The organism is Pseudomonas sp. AP42 (assembly GCF_001728935.1).
GTDB lineage: Bacteria > Pseudomonadota > Gammaproteobacteria > Pseudomonadales > Pseudomonadaceae > Aquipseudomonas > Aquipseudomonas lactis.
The window spans coordinates 24483-44254 of record NZ_LYSO01000045.1 but is presented as its reverse complement, the minus strand read 5'-3'; the positions used below and the strand labels follow the sequence as shown (position 1 = coordinate 44254).

At 59.6% G+C, this 19772-nt stretch carries 13 protein-coding genes; 1 reads left to right on the top strand and 12 read right to left on the bottom strand.

Features of this window, described 5'->3' with window-relative positions; all coding sequences use genetic code 11:
- Positions 1-709 precede the first annotated feature (709 nt).
- The 12 genes from A7K61_RS17295 to tssA form a co-directional block, all read right to left on the bottom strand.
- Positions 710-1294 carry an SMI1/KNR4 family protein gene (locus A7K61_RS17295; RefSeq protein WP_044269927.1) on the bottom strand — a complete coding sequence of 195 codons (585 nt, stop codon included), beginning with the start codon at positions 1292-1294 and terminating at the stop codon, positions 710-712.
- 2 nt (positions 1295-1296) lie between these two features.
- A complete protein-coding gene (locus tag A7K61_RS17290) occupies positions 1297-5598 on the bottom strand; it encodes an RHS repeat-associated core domain-containing protein (protein ID WP_256557905.1) in 4302 nt (1433 codons plus the stop codon).
- A gap of 14 nt (positions 5599-5612) precedes the next feature.
- Positions 5613-6047 carry a DcrB-related protein gene (locus A7K61_RS17285; protein ID WP_003195571.1) on the bottom strand — a complete coding sequence of 145 codons (435 nt, stop codon included), beginning with the start codon at positions 6045-6047 and terminating at the stop codon, positions 5613-5615.
- A gap of 15 nt (positions 6048-6062) precedes the next feature.
- A complete protein-coding gene (locus A7K61_RS17280; protein ID WP_069558010.1) occupies positions 6063-8009 on the bottom strand; it encodes a type VI secretion system Vgr family protein in 1947 nt (648 codons plus the stop codon).
- A 156-nt stretch (positions 8010-8165) separates the two neighbouring features.
- Complete coding sequence (gene tssH / locus A7K61_RS17275) at positions 8166-10826, bottom strand: type VI secretion system ATPase TssH (protein WP_069558009.1); 2661 nt, start codon at positions 10824-10826, stop codon at positions 8166-8168.
- Entirely contained in the window at positions 10819-11862 is a 1044-nt protein-coding gene (gene tssG / locus A7K61_RS17270) for a type VI secretion system baseplate subunit TssG (protein ID WP_056790876.1), read from the bottom strand. The genes tssH and tssG overlap by 8 nt, the downstream gene beginning before the upstream one ends.
- A complete protein-coding gene (tssF, locus tag A7K61_RS17265) occupies positions 11826-13685 on the bottom strand; it encodes a type VI secretion system baseplate subunit TssF (protein ID WP_032894507.1) in 1860 nt (619 codons plus the stop codon). The genes tssG and tssF overlap by 37 nt, the downstream gene beginning before the upstream one ends.
- Complete coding sequence (tssE, locus tag A7K61_RS17260) at positions 13682-14197, bottom strand: type VI secretion system baseplate subunit TssE (RefSeq protein WP_003195563.1); 516 nt, start codon at positions 14195-14197, stop codon at positions 13682-13684. Before tssE ends, tssF begins: the two co-directional genes overlap by 4 nt.
- Before the next feature lie 72 nt (positions 14198-14269).
- A complete protein-coding gene (locus A7K61_RS17255; protein ID WP_003195562.1) occupies positions 14270-14758 on the bottom strand; it encodes a type VI secretion system tube protein Hcp in 489 nt (162 codons plus the stop codon).
- A 173-nt stretch (positions 14759-14931) separates the two neighbouring features.
- On the bottom strand, positions 14932-16428 hold the full coding sequence (gene tssC / locus A7K61_RS17250; RefSeq protein ID WP_003195559.1) for a type VI secretion system contractile sheath large subunit: 1497 nt from the start codon (positions 16426-16428) through the stop codon (positions 14932-14934).
- A 2-nt stretch (positions 16429-16430) separates the two neighbouring features.
- Positions 16431-16937: a type VI secretion system contractile sheath small subunit gene (gene tssB, locus A7K61_RS17245; protein WP_003195557.1), complete on the bottom strand. Its 507-nt coding sequence runs from the start codon at positions 16935-16937 to the stop codon at positions 16431-16433.
- Positions 16938-16991: 54 nt separating this feature from the next.
- Positions 16992-18011 (bottom strand): type VI secretion system protein TssA, encoded by a 1020-nt coding sequence (gene tssA / locus A7K61_RS17240; protein WP_047712087.1) that lies wholly within the window; start codon positions 18009-18011, stop codon positions 16992-16994.
- A 393-nt stretch (positions 18012-18404) separates the two neighbouring features.
- Here tssA and tagH point away from each other — a divergent pair, with 393 nt between their 5' ends.
- Positions 18405-19733, top strand: a complete 1329-nt coding sequence (gene tagH, locus A7K61_RS17235; RefSeq protein WP_069558008.1) for a type VI secretion system-associated FHA domain protein TagH — start codon at positions 18405-18407, stop codon at positions 19731-19733.
- Positions 19734-19772: the final 39 nt, after the last annotated feature.

Below are 19772 nucleotides of genomic sequence, written 5' to 3'. Positions count from 1 at the left end.
TGCTGTTGCTGTTGCTGTTGCTGTTGCTGTTGCTGTTGCTGTTGCTGTTGCTGTTGCTGTTGCTGTTGCTGTTGCTGTTGCTGTTGCTGAAGCCTGAAAGTCAACCGTCTTGAAGTGACAATGGGCTAATAAGGTCTTATTGAAAATCTTGAACCGGAGAAATCACTTTTCTCAAAGCTGCAGCTCTCCAATATATATTGATCGAAAATCGGATCGGAGCGATTCGCATCTTTTAATTTACAATCGATAATCCGTTTTTTTTCAAAACGCGTTTTTTTAGGTAACACGAGCCCGTCCTGCTGTATGCCGGACATCACGGCTGATGGCATTTTGTCACTCGCCATAGTGTCTATTCATAATCTGCCCAGTCCCCGTAACGCCGCTGATGGGCGCGTATTATCTAATTAGCCTGTCCCACTTTTTACTGGTAACGTTTGGATTAAGTTTGAAGTAATTCATAAGTCTACTTTCCTCAAAATCTGATTAAGCGTGGAGGTAGGGTCCAGTGCCTCCTTCCTAAGCTCTGCGAGCTCGGCCTTGAATTGATCCGGGCCTTTTCGGCTCGCATTTTGCAATCGTTTATAAATCTCTGCATGCATTCCCTCGGGGTGCGGACCTTTATGTCGGTTAACGGGGGCGGATTTATTTGATCTTTAGCATTCACTTGACAGGTGTTTATTAAATAAAGCCGTCTTCTTGTTTGCCGCAATTACCCGATAAGTTTGTAGTAGGCGCTTCCGTTCGTTGCAAGAAAGTCTTGCAGCTCAACATCGTCAACTGATGAGCCTTCCTGAGATGTCATCCATGTGTTGTCTTCTATCCAAAACGAATCATCATTGGCTTGAATGAGTATTTGAATTTCAGTTATGAACTTCCTCATAAAAAGCTCAAAGCACGAAGAGATGACGGTGACTTGCTCGGGTTGGTCGGGGGTGTAGTAAGCGATGAAGTGGGAGCCTTTTTTATTTTTCAAATCCAGATAGCCGAACGCATCTCCGGCACTGGTGCCCGCGAATGCCCAAAATTTCATGGCTAATGAATTGTCTGCTTGCCAGAAATCCATAACATTTTCATAAAGGTTCAAGCCCAGCTCGCGGTTTTTGAAACCTAAAAAACAGTAATCAAGAATAGACGCCCCGTTGGTCTCCATCAGGAACGCCATGTACTCCTTGTCAAGCCCCCCGGTGACTTTTCCCATGTTTTTCAGAACAACCATAGTGCCATATGATCTAAATAGCTTAATCTTTTCAGGGTCGGTTGAGAGGTTTTCAATGCTTGAGACTATGTCTTTCATGGTTAATTAACCTTGTTAATATGTTCGGCGATGACTTTGTCGATTTCCATCGCTTTTTTCACGATTTGGGCACGGGTTGGCTTAGGGTTAGTTTTCCGGAAGCTTGCCCACATTGGACTTACTATTTTTCTGTGAACGTTTCTTGGCAACCCTTGCAGGTTTGACAACGAAGTTCGCATGGATTCAGGGAACAACTTTTTAACGCCGATATACATCTGAGGAATTCGATGATGCACTTCCATTTTCAGACGCCCTCTGAATTTCTTCATTCGGGCGTATGCTTTGAAATAAGGTCGCAGGTGACATTTAAGACCCTCAGGGTCTATCCAAGCAATAGGGTTGGGCGCATAGACGTATAGATTCTGCCCACCCAACAGACCAATCGGGTCGGGAGTCGTAAATCGTCCTATATCGGGATCATAAAACCTGAACGTATTGAAATGCAGCCCTGTCTCCCGGTCCAGATACTGTCCTTGGAGCCGCAGGTTTTGCTCTTCAATATAGTAAGGCTCGCGCACCTCCTCCACCGTGTTGCCCCATACCGTATACGTCGCACGCCAAGTGTCACGTCCGTCTGCTTCTGTCAGACGTTCGGGTAAACCGTTGAGGTCGTTGTGGTAATAGCGAATTTTTTGCGACGGGCTGACACCGTCCACGCGGGCTAAAGGCTCGCTTCCTTCTTCCTCATAGACATAAAGGCTGGTCTGGCTATGTTTGTGCTCCTGCAACAGCCTCAATCCATCCCAGGTAAATCGCGTCACGCCCAATCGATAGCCATCGTTGTCATGCTCGGTTTTTTCGACGCGACGGCCCAACGGGTCGTACGTCATTCTGACTACACTGCCGTTTGCATTGTGCACTTCGACCAGTCGGCTTTCAGCGTCGTAGGCAAAACGCTGTAAGCCGCGCGCAGCGCTACGCTTTTCAATCATTCGTCCAAGAGCGTCGTACGTATAACGTTTGTCCTGAAATGTCAGCAGGCGGTTATGTCGTACCAGACCGCTTTGTTGTGGTCCGTCCAGCAGGTTGGCCGCAGCATCATAGGCATAGGTCTCGCTCCGTCCACCCCATTGGCTGACGAGGATGCGTCCGGAACTGTCGTAGCCCAGATACTCTTGACGATCATGCTGGCGGTCAACACGGCGGCGTCCGATCAGGTTGTCGCTAGGATCGTAGCTATAGTCGGTCTCTACCAGTGGTGGCAGCTGCCACGGCTGATCGATGCTGCGACGCTGGCGCGAGCGGACCCTTCCACTTCGATCATAGGCGGTACTCGTCTTGAGTTGACCCTGGGTACGCTGCACCTCGCGATGCAAGCGATCACGCTCGAAGTCGCTGATAACCTTTCCATCGAGATTCAACTGATGCAGGTGGCCACTGCCGTAATACAGGCGGTTCAGCCATCGACCATCAGGCAAGCCGGTTTGAATCAGATTCCCCAGTTCGTCGTAACGATGCTGCACAGATCCTGCCGAGCTTTTCTCCTCAAGGAGCTGCCCCATGGCGTCATAGCTGAAGCCAAGTGATTGCTCACTACCATCAGGCGCCGTGAAAGTAACACCGACCAGTTGGTCGTTGAGGTCGTGCTCGTAGCTGGTGGTACCGTCCGCAGTTATTTTGCTGACCAGGCGTCCCACGGGATCTCGCTGAAACTGATGTGACAGCGGCGCTACCGGCTCACCTTCCGTCCCCGGCAGGTAGTCAACGGCGACGACATCATCCAGCGGATCATAGGTGTAGCAGCGCCGGCTTTTATCCAAGTCTTGCTGCTGCACCATGCGGTCGGCTGCGTCCCACTCAAAGCGATAACTCTCACCGTTCTCGTTGGTCAGCTTGCTCAGACGTCCGTAGGCATCATGATCGAACATGACCGAACGGTTATGCGCGTCCCAGCGCTGTTTGACCAGACCGCGAATGTCATAGGCATAGCGTGTGGTGCTACCGGCAGGGTCTACGTGGGCAGTCAGATAACCATTTGCGCTGCGTTGGAATTGTTCGACGCGGCCGTCCGGAAGCTTACATTCCAGAAGCAGCGCCTGAGGGCCGTATCGGTAACGCACCGATTCACCTTCGGCATTGGTCTGCACGACCAGATTGCCAAACGCGTCATATTGATAACGCGTCGAATAACCGGAGCAATCGACTTCTTCGACCAGTTGGCTCCACTCGTTCCAATGCAATGTTCTGGTTTTTTCCGTCGCATCGATGATGCGCACCGGCTGTCCGAAGCCGTCATAGACATAGCGCGTGCGGTTGCCCAGTGGATCGACTTCCTCAATGCAGTTGCCACGTTGGTCGTAGCGGTAATGCCAACTATTGCCCGCAGGGTCGGTTTCAATCTGAGGCAATGCCCAATGCGCAAGCCATTGTGTGCCACGGGTCCTGCCCAGCGGGTCGGTCACTGTACTCAGGTTGCCGGAGTCGTCGTAACAGAAGCGCCATCTGCCGTTCTTTGGGTCAATCGCGCCTGCAAACTGGCGATCTTCGTTCCATTTGAATTCCCAGATATCGCCCGCGTTATCAACGTATCGGGTGATCTGATATTGCGGGTTCCAATGCCGAGTGCTGACGCGCATCAACCCATCGGTGACGCGTGTAATGCCCGCATCCAAGTCGTAGTCGAAGGTGTATTCATCGCCCGCATCTGTCCAGTGCCGACTGACGCGCCATTCCTGGCCGTCTGGTCCAGGTACTTGAGCCCATTGGTAGAAGCAACGCAGACCACTCGCCAATTGGTGCTCGACCATGCGTCTGCTGCTGTCGTAGGCAAAGCGTCGTAGGGTCGTGCCCTGGGCATCCAATACTTCGGCAAGATCGCCGTTGCTGTCATAGTGATAACTGACAAGTACGTCGCTGCGTGCATTGAAATGGTCCTGGCGCAGGTATCGCCGCTCGATGTGGCTCACACGACGCGGATGCTGAGTTGTATAACTCAACTCGACGTGCATGAAATCATGGGTGTCACGCAAGCGGTGAAGCCTTCCCTGGGCATCGTAATCGAGAAAGATCCGCCCTTCATTGCGATCACCCAGCAGGTGCAAGCGCATCCGTGAGTTGTTCTGCGGGTCGATTTCGAACAGCCGATACAGACCGTCGATGCTCTCGATCAATACTGCGCCATCACCGCTGCGTCTCACCGCGAGGCCTTCGCCGGGATCGAACGCGCCACCGGACAACGGGATATAACCGATCTCCAGGCGCCGTCCCTGCTCATCGATATAGAAAAGGTTTTCATCGGCATCTATTTCGACGGACACCTCATAGTCGACGCTCCAGCCTGCGCCGAAGAGGCCATCGCGACGTGTATCGAGACTGTTGTAGAAACGTTGCCAATCGATAGGGAGCAGACCGGGCAGAACAAAGTCCAACTCCTCCTCTTCGCCCAGTACCTTGGCCCCCGTCGCGCTGTGCACCGGATTGGGCGAGCCATTCATGGCGCTCTTGAGTGCCGAGGTGACCTTGGCGGTCCCGTAAGAGATCGCGCCACCCACCAACGCACCTCCGATCATGCACGGCAGCTTTGTCCAGAAACATTTCAGGTTGCCGCGCAACGCCATCACCACGGCAATCGCCAGCCCCACCCCCGGCGTTTTCCCGCTACGAATTTCCTGCACCACAATGGTCTCGCCACCAATGCGCACATCCGGCGAAATCAGGCCCTCAGCCGTTCCAATCTTGGCGTCACAGGTACTGCGATCACCGCTGCGTGCGGCAGGCTGCCCGTTGATAAACACCGAGCTGGAACCCTCGGCAATGAACTGCAGCGGCATAGGCGGATGCTTGTTGCATGCCACGGTGTCCAGCGGGCACGGCTCGGTGCCGGGGGCGGGCGAGGCGACGGTTGGGCGCCACATCTGCGAGAAAAACTCCCCGGCCATGTCCAGGAAGCTGGGTGCCGGCGGCTCGCTGGGCGCGACCGGCACGGCGGTCATCTTGCCGGCTGCACGGGCAGCTTTTTTGCCATTGATAAACACGTTGTGCGAGCCGCTGGTGATGAATGCATCGATCACCGGCGGGAACACCCAGTTGGCGGCGGACTCGCACCAACTGGATATCTTCAAGTCCGCCCCCGTGAGGCCAGCGGTAATACCGACGACCGCGCCCACCACCAACACCAGGGCAACGCCACCGGTGGCGATGGTTGCACCAGTCGCGAGGAACACCGCCCCGGCAACGGCCAGGCAGCCCACGGTGGTGATCGCCGCATAGGCGGCCACTTCCAGCACACCACCGAGAATGTCGGCCATGACCGAGGTGTGCAGCAGTGCGTCGCCTTCGCGGGCGGCCCAAAGATCCTCACTCATTGCTCAGGCTCGACTCAAGGCGTGGCGAGAAAGTTGAGTGTGCTTTTCAGCGTTGCCCAGTGCGCCGCCTCGGCCGGGCCCAGGGGCTGGGCCTTGACGTAACTGAGGGCGATCAAGCGACGCGTGCCCGGTATCTGCATGGCCAGCTGATATTGGTAAATGTTGTCGCTGCCTTTGCTGAAGTGGTTCTGCACTTCAAACGCGTCGATGTCCTGCGCCGGGCCGACCTTGACCGCTTGCGCCGGGGAATAGCGAAGGTCCTGGACCTGCTGTTCAAGCTTTTTCAGCTGGCCTTCGAAATTGCTTTGCAGGCTCTCGCCATCGGCCAAGGGGCTGCGGCTCACCACCAAGGTGGTGCCCAGCTTGGCGAACTTGAGGATATTGATCGAAGTGTCCTGTACCTCGACATCGGGCAGGGTGAATTGGGCTTCGTTGATCAGGTAGTTCATGGTGGCGAAATCTCGTTATTGACCAGCACCGGGCTTACCGGGAAATTTTGATTCGACGGCGGACTTGATCGTGCTTTGCACGCCTTGGGCACCGGGCGATGTGCCCTTATCACTGCCCAGGTTGATGTCCAATTTGCCCTTCGTCTGGATCTTGCTGCTGCCGCTGGAAAACAGGTTGAACGAGCCACAGGTCATGTTGATGTCGCCGCCTGCTTTGAGCTCGATCACGCTGTCGCCGCACACCAGGCGAATACTCTCGCCGGCCTCGATGGTGTAACTCGTGGCGGCGCTGTCGGACTTGGCACCGCCCACGATCACCGTGTCGTTGTTGCGCACGACTCGCAGACGGTTACTGCCAATGGTCACCGTCTCGTTATGGCCAATGCTTTTATTGCGGTCATGCCCCACCGAGTGGCTCTCATCCACCTCCACCACGATGTCCTGGTTACGCTCGGCATGGATATACAACTGCTCCAACCCCTTCTTGTCCTCCATGCGGATTTCATTGAAGTTGGCCGGCGTTCCGCCCTTGCTGGAGCGGCTTTTCATGCCGCTCTGGGTGGCGTTCTCTGGCAAATCGTAGGGCACCGTCTGCTCAGCGTTGTAGACGCGGCCGGTGATGATCGGCCGGTCGGGGTCGCCTTCGAGGAAGCTGACGATCACTTCCTGGCCGATGCGTGGAATCTGCATCGAACCCCAGTTCTTGCCGGCCCAGGATTGCGACACACGAATCCAGCACGAGCTGTTCTCGTTGGATTGGTCGTGGCGGTCCCAGTAGAAGTGCACCTTCACGCGGCCATACTGGTCGGTCCAGATTTCCTCGCCCTTGGGGCCCACCACCACCGCGGTCTGCGGGCCTTTGACGATGGGGCGGTGGGTGTTGGCCAGTGGGCGGAAACTCTGTTGGGCGTCGATGCAGGTCAGGCTGCTTTCAAACTGCGCCGAGCCTGAACCGCCGCCGCTTTCCAGGCTTTCCTGCACGATGAAGTAGCGGCAACCGACGATCAGGTATTCGCGGTTCTGGTCCTGGCGGCTGAAGCCGGTGAGGCTGAACAGATGGCCCGAGCCCAGGCCGCGCGCGTTGCCGCTGAACTCGATCTGTTCATGCAGGGTTTGCAGGGCTTCGATGCGGGTGCGCGCATAGTGTTCGCCGTCGGCGTTTTGCACGTACGTGCCGGGGTAGTCGTACAGCGGATAGTCACCGGCGGTGTGCGGGCGCGGCATGGCCGAGCGCACATCGATGCTCGCGCTGGGGCGCTGGAAGTCGTAGTCGTTAAGCTCCAGCGAGCCAGGCTGCACCTCCTGCGCCAGGTGCCAGTTGTGCATATGGTCGCGTTCGCGCTGTTGCTCGTCCTTGGGGTAGTAAGGGATCGACGCATAGCCGGGCACGCTGGTGTGGGCGCCATAGGCGTCGGCCAGCACCAGCACATGGCGGTCCTGTTCATGGCGGAAGAAGTAGTAGATGCCTTCCTGTTCCATCAGCCGGCTGACGAAATCGAAGCTGGTCTCGCGGTACTGCACGCAGTATTCCCACTCGCGATACGGCCGGCTGAGGGCGTCTTCGAAGTCGGAAAAACCCAGGTCACGGAACACCTGCTTGATGATCTGCGGGATGCTCAGGTTCTGGAAGATGCGGCAGTCGGAGGTTCGGCTGAGCAACCACAGCCATGGGCGCAGGGTGGCCTGATAACTGGCGAACTGGCCTTGGTCGATGTTCTGGCTGCAGCGCGCGACGATGCCATGAAAGTACCGTTCGCCACCGTCGGCCAGTTGCAGGCCGACGCTCATCGGTTTGCCCAGCAATTGGTTGAGGTCGATGTTGGCGTCCAGGGACGTCAGTTGCAGCTCATAGTTGAACAGCCGGCCCAGCTCTTCACCGCCGCCCATTTCATTGAGCAGCAGCACATCCGGCCCGAGGGGGCTGGTGATCTTGGCCAGGCGTGAGGCTTGGTTGAATAGCATCGGTAGTCCCGTAAATACCGTCATTACTGACGGAGCCGGATCAACTGTGGGAGCTGGCTTGCCTGCGATAGCGGTGGATCAGTCAACATCAATACTGAATGTCAGACCGCTATCGCAGGCAAGCCAGCTCCCACACTGACCGTATTCCAACAATAGTTATTCGGTGTCGCTGAAGTCGTAGTGCAATTCATTATCCCGACTGCTGATCCGCACTCCCGCCAATGCCTTGCCTTCCAACATGCGCGTGAGGAACTCGCGGCTCATGTCCGGCAGCAGGCTGTTGGTGAGGATGGTGTCGATCATGCGTCCGCCGCTTTCAGTCTCGGTGCAGCGCGAGACGATCAGGTCGACCACGGCGTCGTCATACTCGAACGCGACTTTATGGGTGTTCTCCACACGCTTCTTGATGCGGTTCAGTTGCAGGCGCGTGATCGCCTTGAGCATCTCGTCGCTCAGCGGGTAGTACGGGATGGTCACCAGGCGGCCGAGCAAGGCCGGTGGGAAAATTTCCAGCAGCGGCTGGCGCAGGGCCTTGGCGATTTCCTCGGGCTCGGGGATGTTCGCAGGATCCTTGCAGACGTGGGAGATCAGCTCGGTACCGGCATTGGTGGTCAGCAGGATCAGGGTGTTCTTGAAGTCGATCACCCGGCCTTCGCCGTCTTCCATCACGCCCTTGTCGAACACCTGGAAGAAAATCTCGTGCACGTCCGGGTGGGCTTTCTCCACCTCATCCAGCAGCACCACGCTGTAGGGTTTGCGCCGTACCGCTTCGGTCAGCACACCGCCTTCGCCGTAGCCGATATAGCCCGGAGGTGCGCCCTTGAGCGTGGACACGGTGTGGGCTTCCTGGAACTCGCTCATGTTGATGGTGATGACGTTCTGCTCGCCGCCGTACATGGCTTCGGCCAGAGCCAGGGCGGTTTCGGTCTTGCCCACACCCGAGGTGCCGGCCAGCATGAACACGCCAATCGGCTTGCTCGGGTTGTCGAGGCCGGCGCGGGAGGTCTGGATGCGCTTGGCGATCATCTGCAGGGCATGGTCCTGGCCGATGATGCGTTTCTTCAAGTGCTGGTCGAGGTTGAGCACAGTCTCCAGTTCATTGCGCGCCATGCGGCCCACCGGGATGCCGGTCCAGTCGGCGACCACTGAGGCCACGGCCTGGTAATCCACGGTCGGCAGGATCAACGGGGTTTCGCCTTGCAGAGTGGTGAGGCGTTGTTGCAGGTCGACCAATTGCGCACGCAATGCATCGTTGCCGCTGTCCACCACGCCGGCTTTTTCGCGCAAGGTGGCACGGGTGGCGAGCAGTTCATCCACCAAGGCTTTTTCTTCAGCCCAACGGCTTTCCAGGGTCGCCAGGCGCTCGCGCTCGGCGCTCAACAAGGCTTCGCTGTTGCTCTGGCGCGTACCCGTGGCGATGCCGATCGCATGCTCACGGGCGATGATTTGCAGCTCGGTTTCCAGGGCCTCGATACGGCGACGGCTGTCGTCCACTTCCGCTGGCACCGCGTGCAGGCTGATGGCGACGCGGGCACAGGCGGTGTCCAGCAGGCTCACGGATTTGTCCGGCAACTGACGCGCCGGAATGTAGCGGTGGGAGAGCTTCACCGAGGCTTCCAGGGCTTCGTCGAGGATCTGCACCTGGTGGTGTTTTTCCATGGTGGAAGCCACGCCGCGCATCATCAGCAATGCCTTGTCTTCCGACGGTTCGGCAACCTGCACCACCTGGAAGCGGCGGGTCAGGGCCGGGTCTTTCTCGATGTGCTTTTTGTATTCGGCCCAGGTAGTGGCAGCTACGGTACGCAAGGTGCCACGGGCCAGGGCAGGCTTGAGCAGGTTGGCCGCGTCACCGGTGCCGGCAGCGCCACCGGCACCCACCAGGGTATGGGCTTCGTCGATAAACAGGATGATCGGCTTGGGCGAGGCCTGCACGTCTTCGATGACCTGGCGCAGGCGCTGTTCGAACTCGCCTTTCATGCTGGCGCCGGCTTGCAACAGGCCCACGTCGAGGCTGCGCAGCTCCACGTCCTTGAGCGCAGGCGGTACGTCACCGGCAACGATGCGCAGGGCGAAACCTTCGACCACGGCGGTCTTGCCCACCCCGGCCTCACCGGTGAGGATCGGGTTGTTCTGGCGCCGACGCATGAGGATATCCACCAGTTGGCGAATCTCCTCGTCACGGCCCACGATGGGGTCGAGCTTGCCGCTGCGGGCCTGTTCGGTCAGGTCTACAGTGAAACGCTTGAGCGCTTCCTGCTTGCCCATCGCGCTGGGCGCCATGGCCCCGCTGGCCTCGCCAGGGACACCGGCATTGAAGCCATCGCTGGCGCTCAAGGCATTTTCCGGCGAGTCACCGACGTATTCATCAAAACGTTCGCTCAAGGCTTCGGCCTTGATTTTGTCGAACTCGCCGGACAAGCCCAGCAGCGCATGGCGCAGGCTCGGCGTCTTCAAGATGCCCAGCACCAGATAACCGGTGCGCACCTGGCTTTCGCCAAACATCAGGCTGCCATACACCCAGCCGCGTTCTACGGCCTCTTCCACATGGGAGGACAGGTCGGTGATCGACGTGGAACCGCGCGGCAGGCGATCCAGGGCTTCGGTGAGGTCGCGGGCCAGGCGTGCTGGTTCCACATTGAACTGGCGGATGATGCGGTGCAGGTCCGAGTCCTGCAGTTGCAACAACTGGTGAAACCAGTGGGCCAGTTCCACATACGGATTGCCCCGCAATTTGCAGAACACGGTGGCGGCTTCGATGGCCTTGTAGGCCACGCTGTTGAGTTTGCCGAACAGTGCGGCGCGACTGATTTCACCCATGCTCTGGATTCCTTGAGGTGGTGGCGTGGTCGGCGTAATGCCGGGCCAGGATTAGGTCGTTGGCGTCATGCGCAGGTTGGCCGAGCCAGGTGTTGAAGCCCAGGCGGAACTGGCCGTTGAGTTGCAGCGCCGGTACTTCGGGTTGTTGCAAAACCAGGTTCAAGTCCCAGTCCAATTCATGGCCCAGGTACTCCGCCACCCACGCCACCAGCTCGTTGAACGGCTGTTGGCCGGGCAGCATGCCCATGTAGTCATCCAGCGTGAGCGGGCCCAGGCGGATGCGGAATTTGTGCTGGCGGTCCCACACGTGGCTGCCCAGGCAGAAGTCCACGCCCAATTGGTTGGCGCTGACCCCCACCCGGCTGCGTTCGGGCAGTTCAAGCCATTGGCCGACATACTCTTCAATCTCTACCGGCAGGCCGAAGTACTCGCCCAGGATCGCTTTCAAGCCATCCGGGTAGCGGGTTTGCGCCGACAGATGGCCGCTGTAATGCAGCTTTGCGGTATCGGGGATCAGCCCTTGATTGAGCAGGCTCGGCATTCCGCGGCCACTCAGGGCGGCGAGGCGGGCGGACCAGTAGTCATCGTCCGGGCGGTCATGGCTGACGGTAGGCCGCGCCTCGGCCCAGGCCCGATAGAACAGAGTCAGCAGGCGATGGTGGAACACATCCAGGAACTGCTTGCTGGTGCTGTCGGCGTTGTTGCGCTGGCGCTCGCGCACGTACTCGGTGATGTGCAGCGGCAGCGGGCCGTTGGGGCCGCCGAGGCCGAAGAAGAACTGCTCCAACCGCGCCGGCTTGCCATCGCCTCCTGGCTCGACCGAGGCAAGGGTGGCGGGTGCGAAGGTGCAATCGGCCTGCTGCCCCAGGCGCAGCGGATCATCGGCCAGGCGCAGGGAATGGCCCAGGCGTGGCAGCTCGGGCGTTTCGCACTCGATGCGCCGCAATGCCTGGAAGAAGTCATATTCCCAGGGCTCCTGGTGCATCGCGTCCAGGGTTCTCACAGGGTCGGACGCCGTCCGGGCTTGGCTTTCCATCGCATGATCTCACCGCGTTCGGTGGTACGGATCACCGTCTCGGTAAAGCTGTTGATCGACACGTAGCGTGCCAGGAAGCGCTCCAGCACCGCACCGAGCAGGAACACGCCGGTGCCGCGAAACGCGTTTTCATCGAACTCCAGGGTGATTTCCAGGCCGCGGCCAAACACAATCGGGCCCGGCATCGGCAGGCGTCGAGTCACCGCCTTGCTGCTGACTTCGCGCAGGCCTTCGATCTGCAATTGCAGGGCGGCGTCATTGCTGTCGCCGTACAGGCGCAGCAGTTCGCGCAAGGCGCCGGCGCCCTGGCCCTGTTCGCTCAAGGACAGGTAGTTGAGCGACAACTGGCTGATCAGGCGCCAGGCCTTGGCGTCATGCGCATGGCTGGCACGCGGGCGACTTGGCCCGGCGACGCACCGCACGGCCAGTACCGGCGCACTGTCGGCCAGGGTGAAGTCGGTCTTGCCGTTGCCCACGCTCATGAACAGCGGCAGGTCGCGGTTGGTGCACAGCGCCGTCACGCCCAGTTGGCGCAGGTCATGGCGATACGGTGCCTGGCGGCTGTCCACCAGGCTGACGAAGGTTTCACTGCCCACATACGTGGAGCGCGGGCCATTGCGGCGTTGGTCGCTGGACAGCACCCGCGGCTCGCGGCGCACGCTGTAATAGGCCTGGTCGCGGCCATAGCGCGACGGATCGCGCACGGCATAGAACGGCAAGAACGGCTGCTCCGGCCCGGTGCCATGGCCAGTGATGCCGCTCAAGGAATGAATCTCGAAATCCATTGGCCGGGTACGGTCGGCGATCACGTGGTGTTCATTGACCCGATCGGACAAGTGGATGCGGTCCACGCGCTTGGGGAACAGGTTGATGGCGGGTGTGCAGAACGGCAAGAACTGCGCTGCGCCGACGCTGCCTTCCAGGCTCGGTTCGTGACGGTCGAACAGCACGATCAGTTCCAGCTCCTGGGCGTCACAGCGTTTGACCGCACGGCTCAACTCGGCAAATTCAACGAACAGGAAGCGATGGGGCAGGGCAAAGTACTCCTGCAACAGGCGATAGCCCTGGAACGCCCGCGCCACCACCGGCATGGCGGCATCGGCATCGTCGAAGCCCCGCGAGCGCAACGCGCCCTGGGGCAGGCGCTCGACCCAATCGCCACCGGGCTGACGCGCAAACACCGCGCAGGCATTGCCCAGCAGTTGTTCGTAGAGGCGAAACGGTTGTTCATCGGCGCCGCTCAGGTACAGCGGCAAGGTGTCCAGGTCGAGGCTGTTGAACGGCAGCTCGGCACCGGTGCGCAGGGTCAGGCGCAGACCGGCCTTGGCTTTCGGCTCGCTGGCGGCCAGGCGGCCGAGCACGGCGGCGGGGTTGCCGAAATATTCGGCGTTGCTGACCTGCAACGGCCACAGCGTCACCGGGTGCGCGGTGCGGTACTCGCAGCAGGTCTGGGTTTCACGGCCCAGGGCGGCCCGCAGCACCGTGTCACGGGGCAACGGGAAACCGCCGGCCAAGGAGCCTTCATCGGGGTCGGTCTGCAATTGCACCACGGTCATCGACGGCGTCGGCGCCAGGTAGTGCGGGTAGGCGATTTCCAACAGGTTATGGGTGAAGGTCGGGTACTCGGCGTCGAGCTTGAGCTGCACGCGGGCGGTGAGATAGGCGAAGCCTTCAAGCAAGCGTTCGACGTACGGGTCGGCGCAGTCCATACCGGACAGGGTCAGCCGACTGGCGATCTTCGGGTATTCCTTGGCGAACTCGGCGGCGCTTTCGCGCACGTGGTGCAGTTCCTGGTTGTACAGCTCCAGCAGGCGCGGGTTCATGGGCGTCTCCGCTGGTCGGCATTGAGCACGCGCACATGGCCGGACTCCAGGTCCACGTCGGTCTGCAACAGCAAACGCAACGGCACCGGCTGTGCCCACAGGTCGCCTTCAATCTCGAAACTCAGGGCGTTGTGGTTCATCTCGCCATGGCCCATGCGCGCCTTGACCCGCAATGTGTGGCGCAAAATACGCGGCTCGAAAGTGGCGATGGCCTGGTAAATCAAGGCTTCCAGGGCTTTGATATCAACGCTCGAAGCGCTGTTGCCCGCCAGTGCCGGCAGGCCGTAATTGACCACCGACGTACCGGCCGGGGTGTGCAGCGTGGCATCGGTATCGAGTAACGAGGTGGTGTTAAGCAACCACGCCAGGTCACGCAGCACCGAGGCCTTCAATTGGGTCAGGGACAGCACGCGTTTGTCGGCGCTTTCCTTGGGGTTGGTCGGGTCGTCGTCGGTCAACCGGTCCAACAGGGACGGTTGCAGACGGTCGCGGGAAGCGATTTCAGTTACCACCAAAGCAGCTCCACGGACGGGTTGCGAGAGGGACACAATGGCCGTGGCACCGGGCCACGGCCACAAGGGCTATCAGCGTTTGGTGTTAGAACGGATGTTCCAGCCGAACTTGATCGCGCCGCCGTCTTTGGTGCCGTCGGCTTTCTGCGGCTGGTAGTCGACCATCACTTGGGCGAAGTTCAGGGTGACGTTTTCGGTCAGGCGATCATCGCTGCCCGAACCGCCGGTGCTCAAGGAGGTGACCAGCACTTCTTCCAGGTTGATCACCATGTACTCGACCTGGCTCTCGCCACCGGCCTTGCGCACGGTCAGCTTGACCTTGTCGATGTGCTTGCCGCTGGCGCAGTGCATCATCAGGTTGGGCGAAGCCTTGTCGACGTATTTGGTCAGCGACAGGTCCTGGATATTCACCTTGCCCGCACCACCGCCACCGCCGACGTGCATGTTGCCGGACTGGGACATGCCCCAGCTCCAGTTCAACACATCGATTTCGTCCTTGTGGGCCTTGTCCATGGACTCGCCCTTGATGTCGCCGATCTTGATGAAAATATCAACAGCCATGTTTTCTCCCTGTGTGGCTCAGGCCACGAATGTGTTGACGTCCCCAACCTCTTTAGGAGCGAGCTTGCTCGCGAAGGTCGTTAACGATGACGCTGGCATCCTGAATGAGCGCGGCGTCTTTAAGCTTTTCGCGAGCAAGCTCGCTCCTACAGGAAGCGAGCCGGTCCGGTTAATTAGGCGCTTTTTGCCGAAGGCAGCTTCGATACCAAACGCAACGACACCGTCAGCCCTTCAAGCTGATAGTGCGGGCGCAGGTAGAACTTGGAGTTGTAATACCCCGGGTTGCCTTCGACTTCTTCCACGATCACTTCGGCGGCTGCCAACGGGTGCTGGGCCTTGGTGGTTTCGGTGGAGTGTGCCGGGTCGCCGTCGACGTAGTTGAGGATCCAGTCCTGCAACCAGCGCTGCATTTCGTCCTTCTCTTTGAAGGAGCCGACCTTGTCGCGCACGATGCACTTCAAGTAGTGAGCGAAACGGCACGTGGCGAACAGGTACGGCAGGCGCGCGGCCAGGTTGGCGTTGGCGGTGGCGTCCGGGTCGTCGTATTCGGCAGGTTTCTGCAGCGACTGGGCGCCAATGAACGCGGCGAAGTCGGTGTTTTTCTTGTGCAGCAGCGGCATGAAACCGTTCTTCGCCAGTTCCGCTTCACGGCGGTCGCTGATGGCGATTTCGGTCGGGCACTTCATGTCCACGCCACCGTCATCGGTAGGGAACGTGTGGGCCGGCAGGTTTTCCACCTCACCGCCAGACTCGATGCCACGGATACGCGAGCACCAGCCGTAGTGCTTGAACGAACGGTTAATGTTCACCGCCATGGCGTAGGCGGCGTTGGCCCAGGTGTACTTGGAGCTGTCGGCGCCGTCGGTGTTTTCTTCGAAAGCGAAGGCTTCCACCGGATCGGTCTTGGCGCCGTACGGCAGGCGTGCCAGGAAGCGCGGCATGGTCAGGCCGATGTAGCGCGAGTCTTCCGATTCACGCAGCGAGCGCCAGCCGGCGTATTCCGGGGTGGTGAAGATCTTGGTCAGGTCGCGTGGGTTCGACAGTTCCTGCCACGAGCCCATGCCCATCACAGTCGGCGAGGCCGCAGCGATGAACGGCGAGTGCATGGCGGCGCAGACTTTCGACAGCTCGCCCAGCAGTTCCACATCGGGCGGCGACTGGTCGAAGTAGTAGTCACCCACCAGGCAGCCGTAAGGCTCGCCACCGAACTGGCCGTATTCTTCTTCGTACATCTTCTTGAAGATCGGGCTCTGGTCCCATGCAGTGCCCTTGAATTTCTTCAGGGTCTTGTGCAGGTCTGGCTTGGAGATGTTGAGCACGCGAATCTTCAGTTGCTCATCGCTCTCGGTGTTATTGACCAGGTAATGCAGGCCACGCCAGGCGCTTTCCAGTTGTTGGAAATCCTGGTGGTGGATGATCTGGTTGACCTGGGCGGTGAGCTTGGCGTCGATGGCGGCGATGATCGATTCGATCGACTTGATCGCGTCGTTGGACACCAGGTCGGTTTGCGCCAGGGCCTGTTCGGCCAGGGTGCGCACCGCGGTTTCAACGGCTTCGCGGGCACGCTCGGTCTTGGGTTTGAATTCTTGCAGCAGCAGGTTCGCGAACTCGCTGGCTTCTTCGGTGGTACCCAGGATCTGGCTGCCTTCGCGGGCGGTATTGTCCGTCATGATTACTGCTCCCCTGCAGGCTTGGGCGCACTGGCAAGTGCCTGAAGCAATGCCGGGTCCTTGATCGCCTTCATGATGATTTCTTCAGCGCCAGTCTTGCCGTCCATGTAGGTCAGCAGGTTGGCCAATTGGGTGCGGGCTTCGAGCAGCTGGTTCAGGGAATCGACCTTGCGCGCCACAGCGGCCGGGCTGAAGTCGTCCATGCTTTCGAAGGTGATGTCCAGGCTCAGGTTGCCTTCGCCTGTCAGCTCATTGGGTACGTGGAACGCGACGCGTGGCTGCATGGCCTTGAGGCGCGAGTCGAAGTTGTCGACGTCCACCTCAAGGAACTTGCGGTCGGCCACGGGTGCCAGCGGCTCGGCAGGCTTGCCGGCGAGGTCGGCCATCACGCCCATTACGAAGGGCAGCTGGACCTTTTTCTCGGCGCCGTAAAGCTCGACGTCGTACTCGATCTGCACTCGAGGCGCACGGTTGCGCGCGATGAATTTCTGAGAACTTTGCTTCGCCACGTTGCTGCTCCTGGTCGCTTGAGCGACGGTGTTGTTACTGCACGGTCCGGCGGCTTACTCGCTGTCGGGGCCGCGCAGGTTTTCAAATTGGGACATGCCATCGGGAATCAGATTGCGCACGATGGCCGCAAAGTCGGCATGCACCAGATTCTTGGCTCGGTTCAACAACACCGGCAGCGGGCTCGAAGGCTCGTGGCGGGTGTAGTACGCGAGGATCTTGTCGAGGCTGCGCAGCACATCGTCGCGGGTGGCGATGTCGCCAGAAGGGCGAGGGGCTGCGGGCGCGGCGGCGTAATCGACCGAGGGGGCATTGTCTTCACTGACGGCCTCGGGATCGCTGCTGCTGTCGGTGCCTGGCACCGCTTGGTTGAGCAGTTGCAGGGCCTGTTTGAGCGGCTGCTTCAAGGCGCTGAGGTCCACGCCCTGGGCGGAACCGACTTGGTCATTGACCTGTTGCTCAATGGCCTCGCACGCCGCACGCGCCGCGCTCAAGGCGTCACGGGTGGCTTGCAGTTGTTCGGGGTCGCTGTCCAGGAACGCGGCATTGAGTTGCTGGTTGCCCAACTGCTCATCGGCAAAACTCTGCAGGCCGCTGGCGTTGAGCGCTGCGCGCAGGGTCACGGGCCCGAAGGTGCGCGAGCGTGTGAGGATGCTTTCGCGCAGCAGACGGATATTGGTCTCGCAGGTCAGGCCGGTAAGGGCGTTGATGCGCACGGTGGGGTCGTTGTCATCGTCGGCATCCAGGCGCGGGTGCAGCTCGGCCCAGTATTGGCGCAACAAGGCGTCGATCAGCGTGAGGACTTCGGCCAGCCCGGCCACACCCTGGAGGGCGAGGGTGCTTTGCAGCAGAAAGTGGGTGATGCGCAGGTCTTTGCTGCGCTGCAACAGGTCGAGGCTTTGCTGCTGGATACTGCGCCACTCGGGCGGCTCAGCGGGCAGGATCGAGTCGCCCATGCTGCGTTCGGGTTGGCCCTTGGCATCACGTTCCAACTGCAGAAATTGCGCGTCATATTCCATGTCCTCGCCACAGGGCGACGTCGCGGAAACGGCGGTGAGCAGCAACGGCACATCCACTGAATTCGATCTCCTTATCGGCCCGCTGGACGGCGGGCAATGCATGCACTAGTTGCGTAATGAACTTTGCATGTTTTCTTGGTCATATACTCAGCGTGCCACTACTGCGCCATCACTGATGTTCAAGAAGTTGTGCATTTTTGGTGTAGTAGTTATGGCTTGTCAAGGTAAGCTATTCGCCCTCTGTGACAGATGTGCGGTGTTTAACAACCTGCGCGACTGGCGGGTCGAAAGGCGCGCCCAGAGCGGATTTTTGTCATGGAAGCCAGTTAAGATCAGCGATCATGCTGGTAAAAGCAGATTTTGGCGGTCGTTTGTACGACAGGACGGGACTCTCCAGGGTGGCACTGCCTCCTGGGTAGACTGCGCGCGATGTATCAGCAAGGAGGCAAGATGTCGCTGTGTTTGACTATCACTAGTTATCACAAGATCACCCCTGGGCAATGCCCCGAAAAGTCCATGGATCAGGGCGTGATGGCTATTGGCCGCAGTTCTGAGAATGACTGGGTATTGCCCGACCCCGAGCGTCTCGTCTCTTCGCAACATTGCGTTATTCAATACAAAGATGGCCGTTACTACTTAACCGATAACAGCACCAATGGTGTGGAATTGGTCAAGGCGGGTATTCGTATGCGTCGCGGTAACAGCGAGCCGTTGCAAGACGGTGAGTTGATCCGCATCGGTGATTACGAAATCCAGGCGCGTATCGATTTCAACGTGCAGGCCATCGACAGCCAGCCATTTGCCGGTGACTCACCCAACAGCTTTGAAGCGCTGATGGGCGCCGTGGTGAGCCAGCCTGCGCCCACGCCGATGATCGCCCCGCAATTCCAGGGCGCCTCGGCCATGGAAACCCTGCCCGACCTGTTCGACTTCCTCAGCCCCACCGCCGTGCCGCCGCCCACCGTGGCGGACCATGTGCCGTCCGAGCAACACGATTTTCGCCCCCCGGCTCCGGTGGCCGTACCGGCACCCGAAAAGTCGGCGGTGCAAGGCTCGGTGATTCCCGAAGACTGGGACCTGTTCGGCGACGCGCCCGCGCCCGTGGTCAATGCTGCGCCCGCCCCAGACCCGATCATCCCGCCGCCACCTGTGGTCGAGCCTGTTGCGCTCCCCGTGGCCAATGCCGAGCCACAACCGGACCTCCTGCAAGCCTTCCTACGGGGTGCGGGCCTGGACCAGTTGCGCCTGGACAAAGCCGACGCCTGCGCGCAGATGGAAAGCATCGGCCGCAGCTACCGGTTGATGGTCGAGGGCTTGATCGACGTATTGCGTGCCCGTGCCAGCCTCAAGGGCGAGTTCCGCATGCAGCAGACGATGATCCGCCCCGCCGAAAACAACCCGTTGAAATTCGCCCCGAATGCCGATGAAGCGTTACTGCTGTTGCTGCGTCATGGCAACCAGGCGTTCATGGCGCCGGACCTCGCCGTACGTGACAGTTTCGACGACCTTCGCGCCCACCAGTTGGCCGTGATGGCTGGCGTGGAAGCGGCGATCAAACACCTGCTCACGCGCTTTGAACCGGCGCAATTGGAGGAGCGCATGGGCAAGCCCGGCGGCCTCTCCAGTCTGTTCAACGGTTCGCGTCAGGCCCAGTACTGGCAGCAGTTCACCGAGCTCTACAGCAACATTTCCCGCGAGGCCCAGGACGATTTCCAGGACCTGTTCGGTCGCGAATTCAGCCGGGCCTACGAAGAACACAGTGCACGACAGCGAGGCTGAAAACGCCTCGCACTCATGGATAAAACGGATAGCTAAATA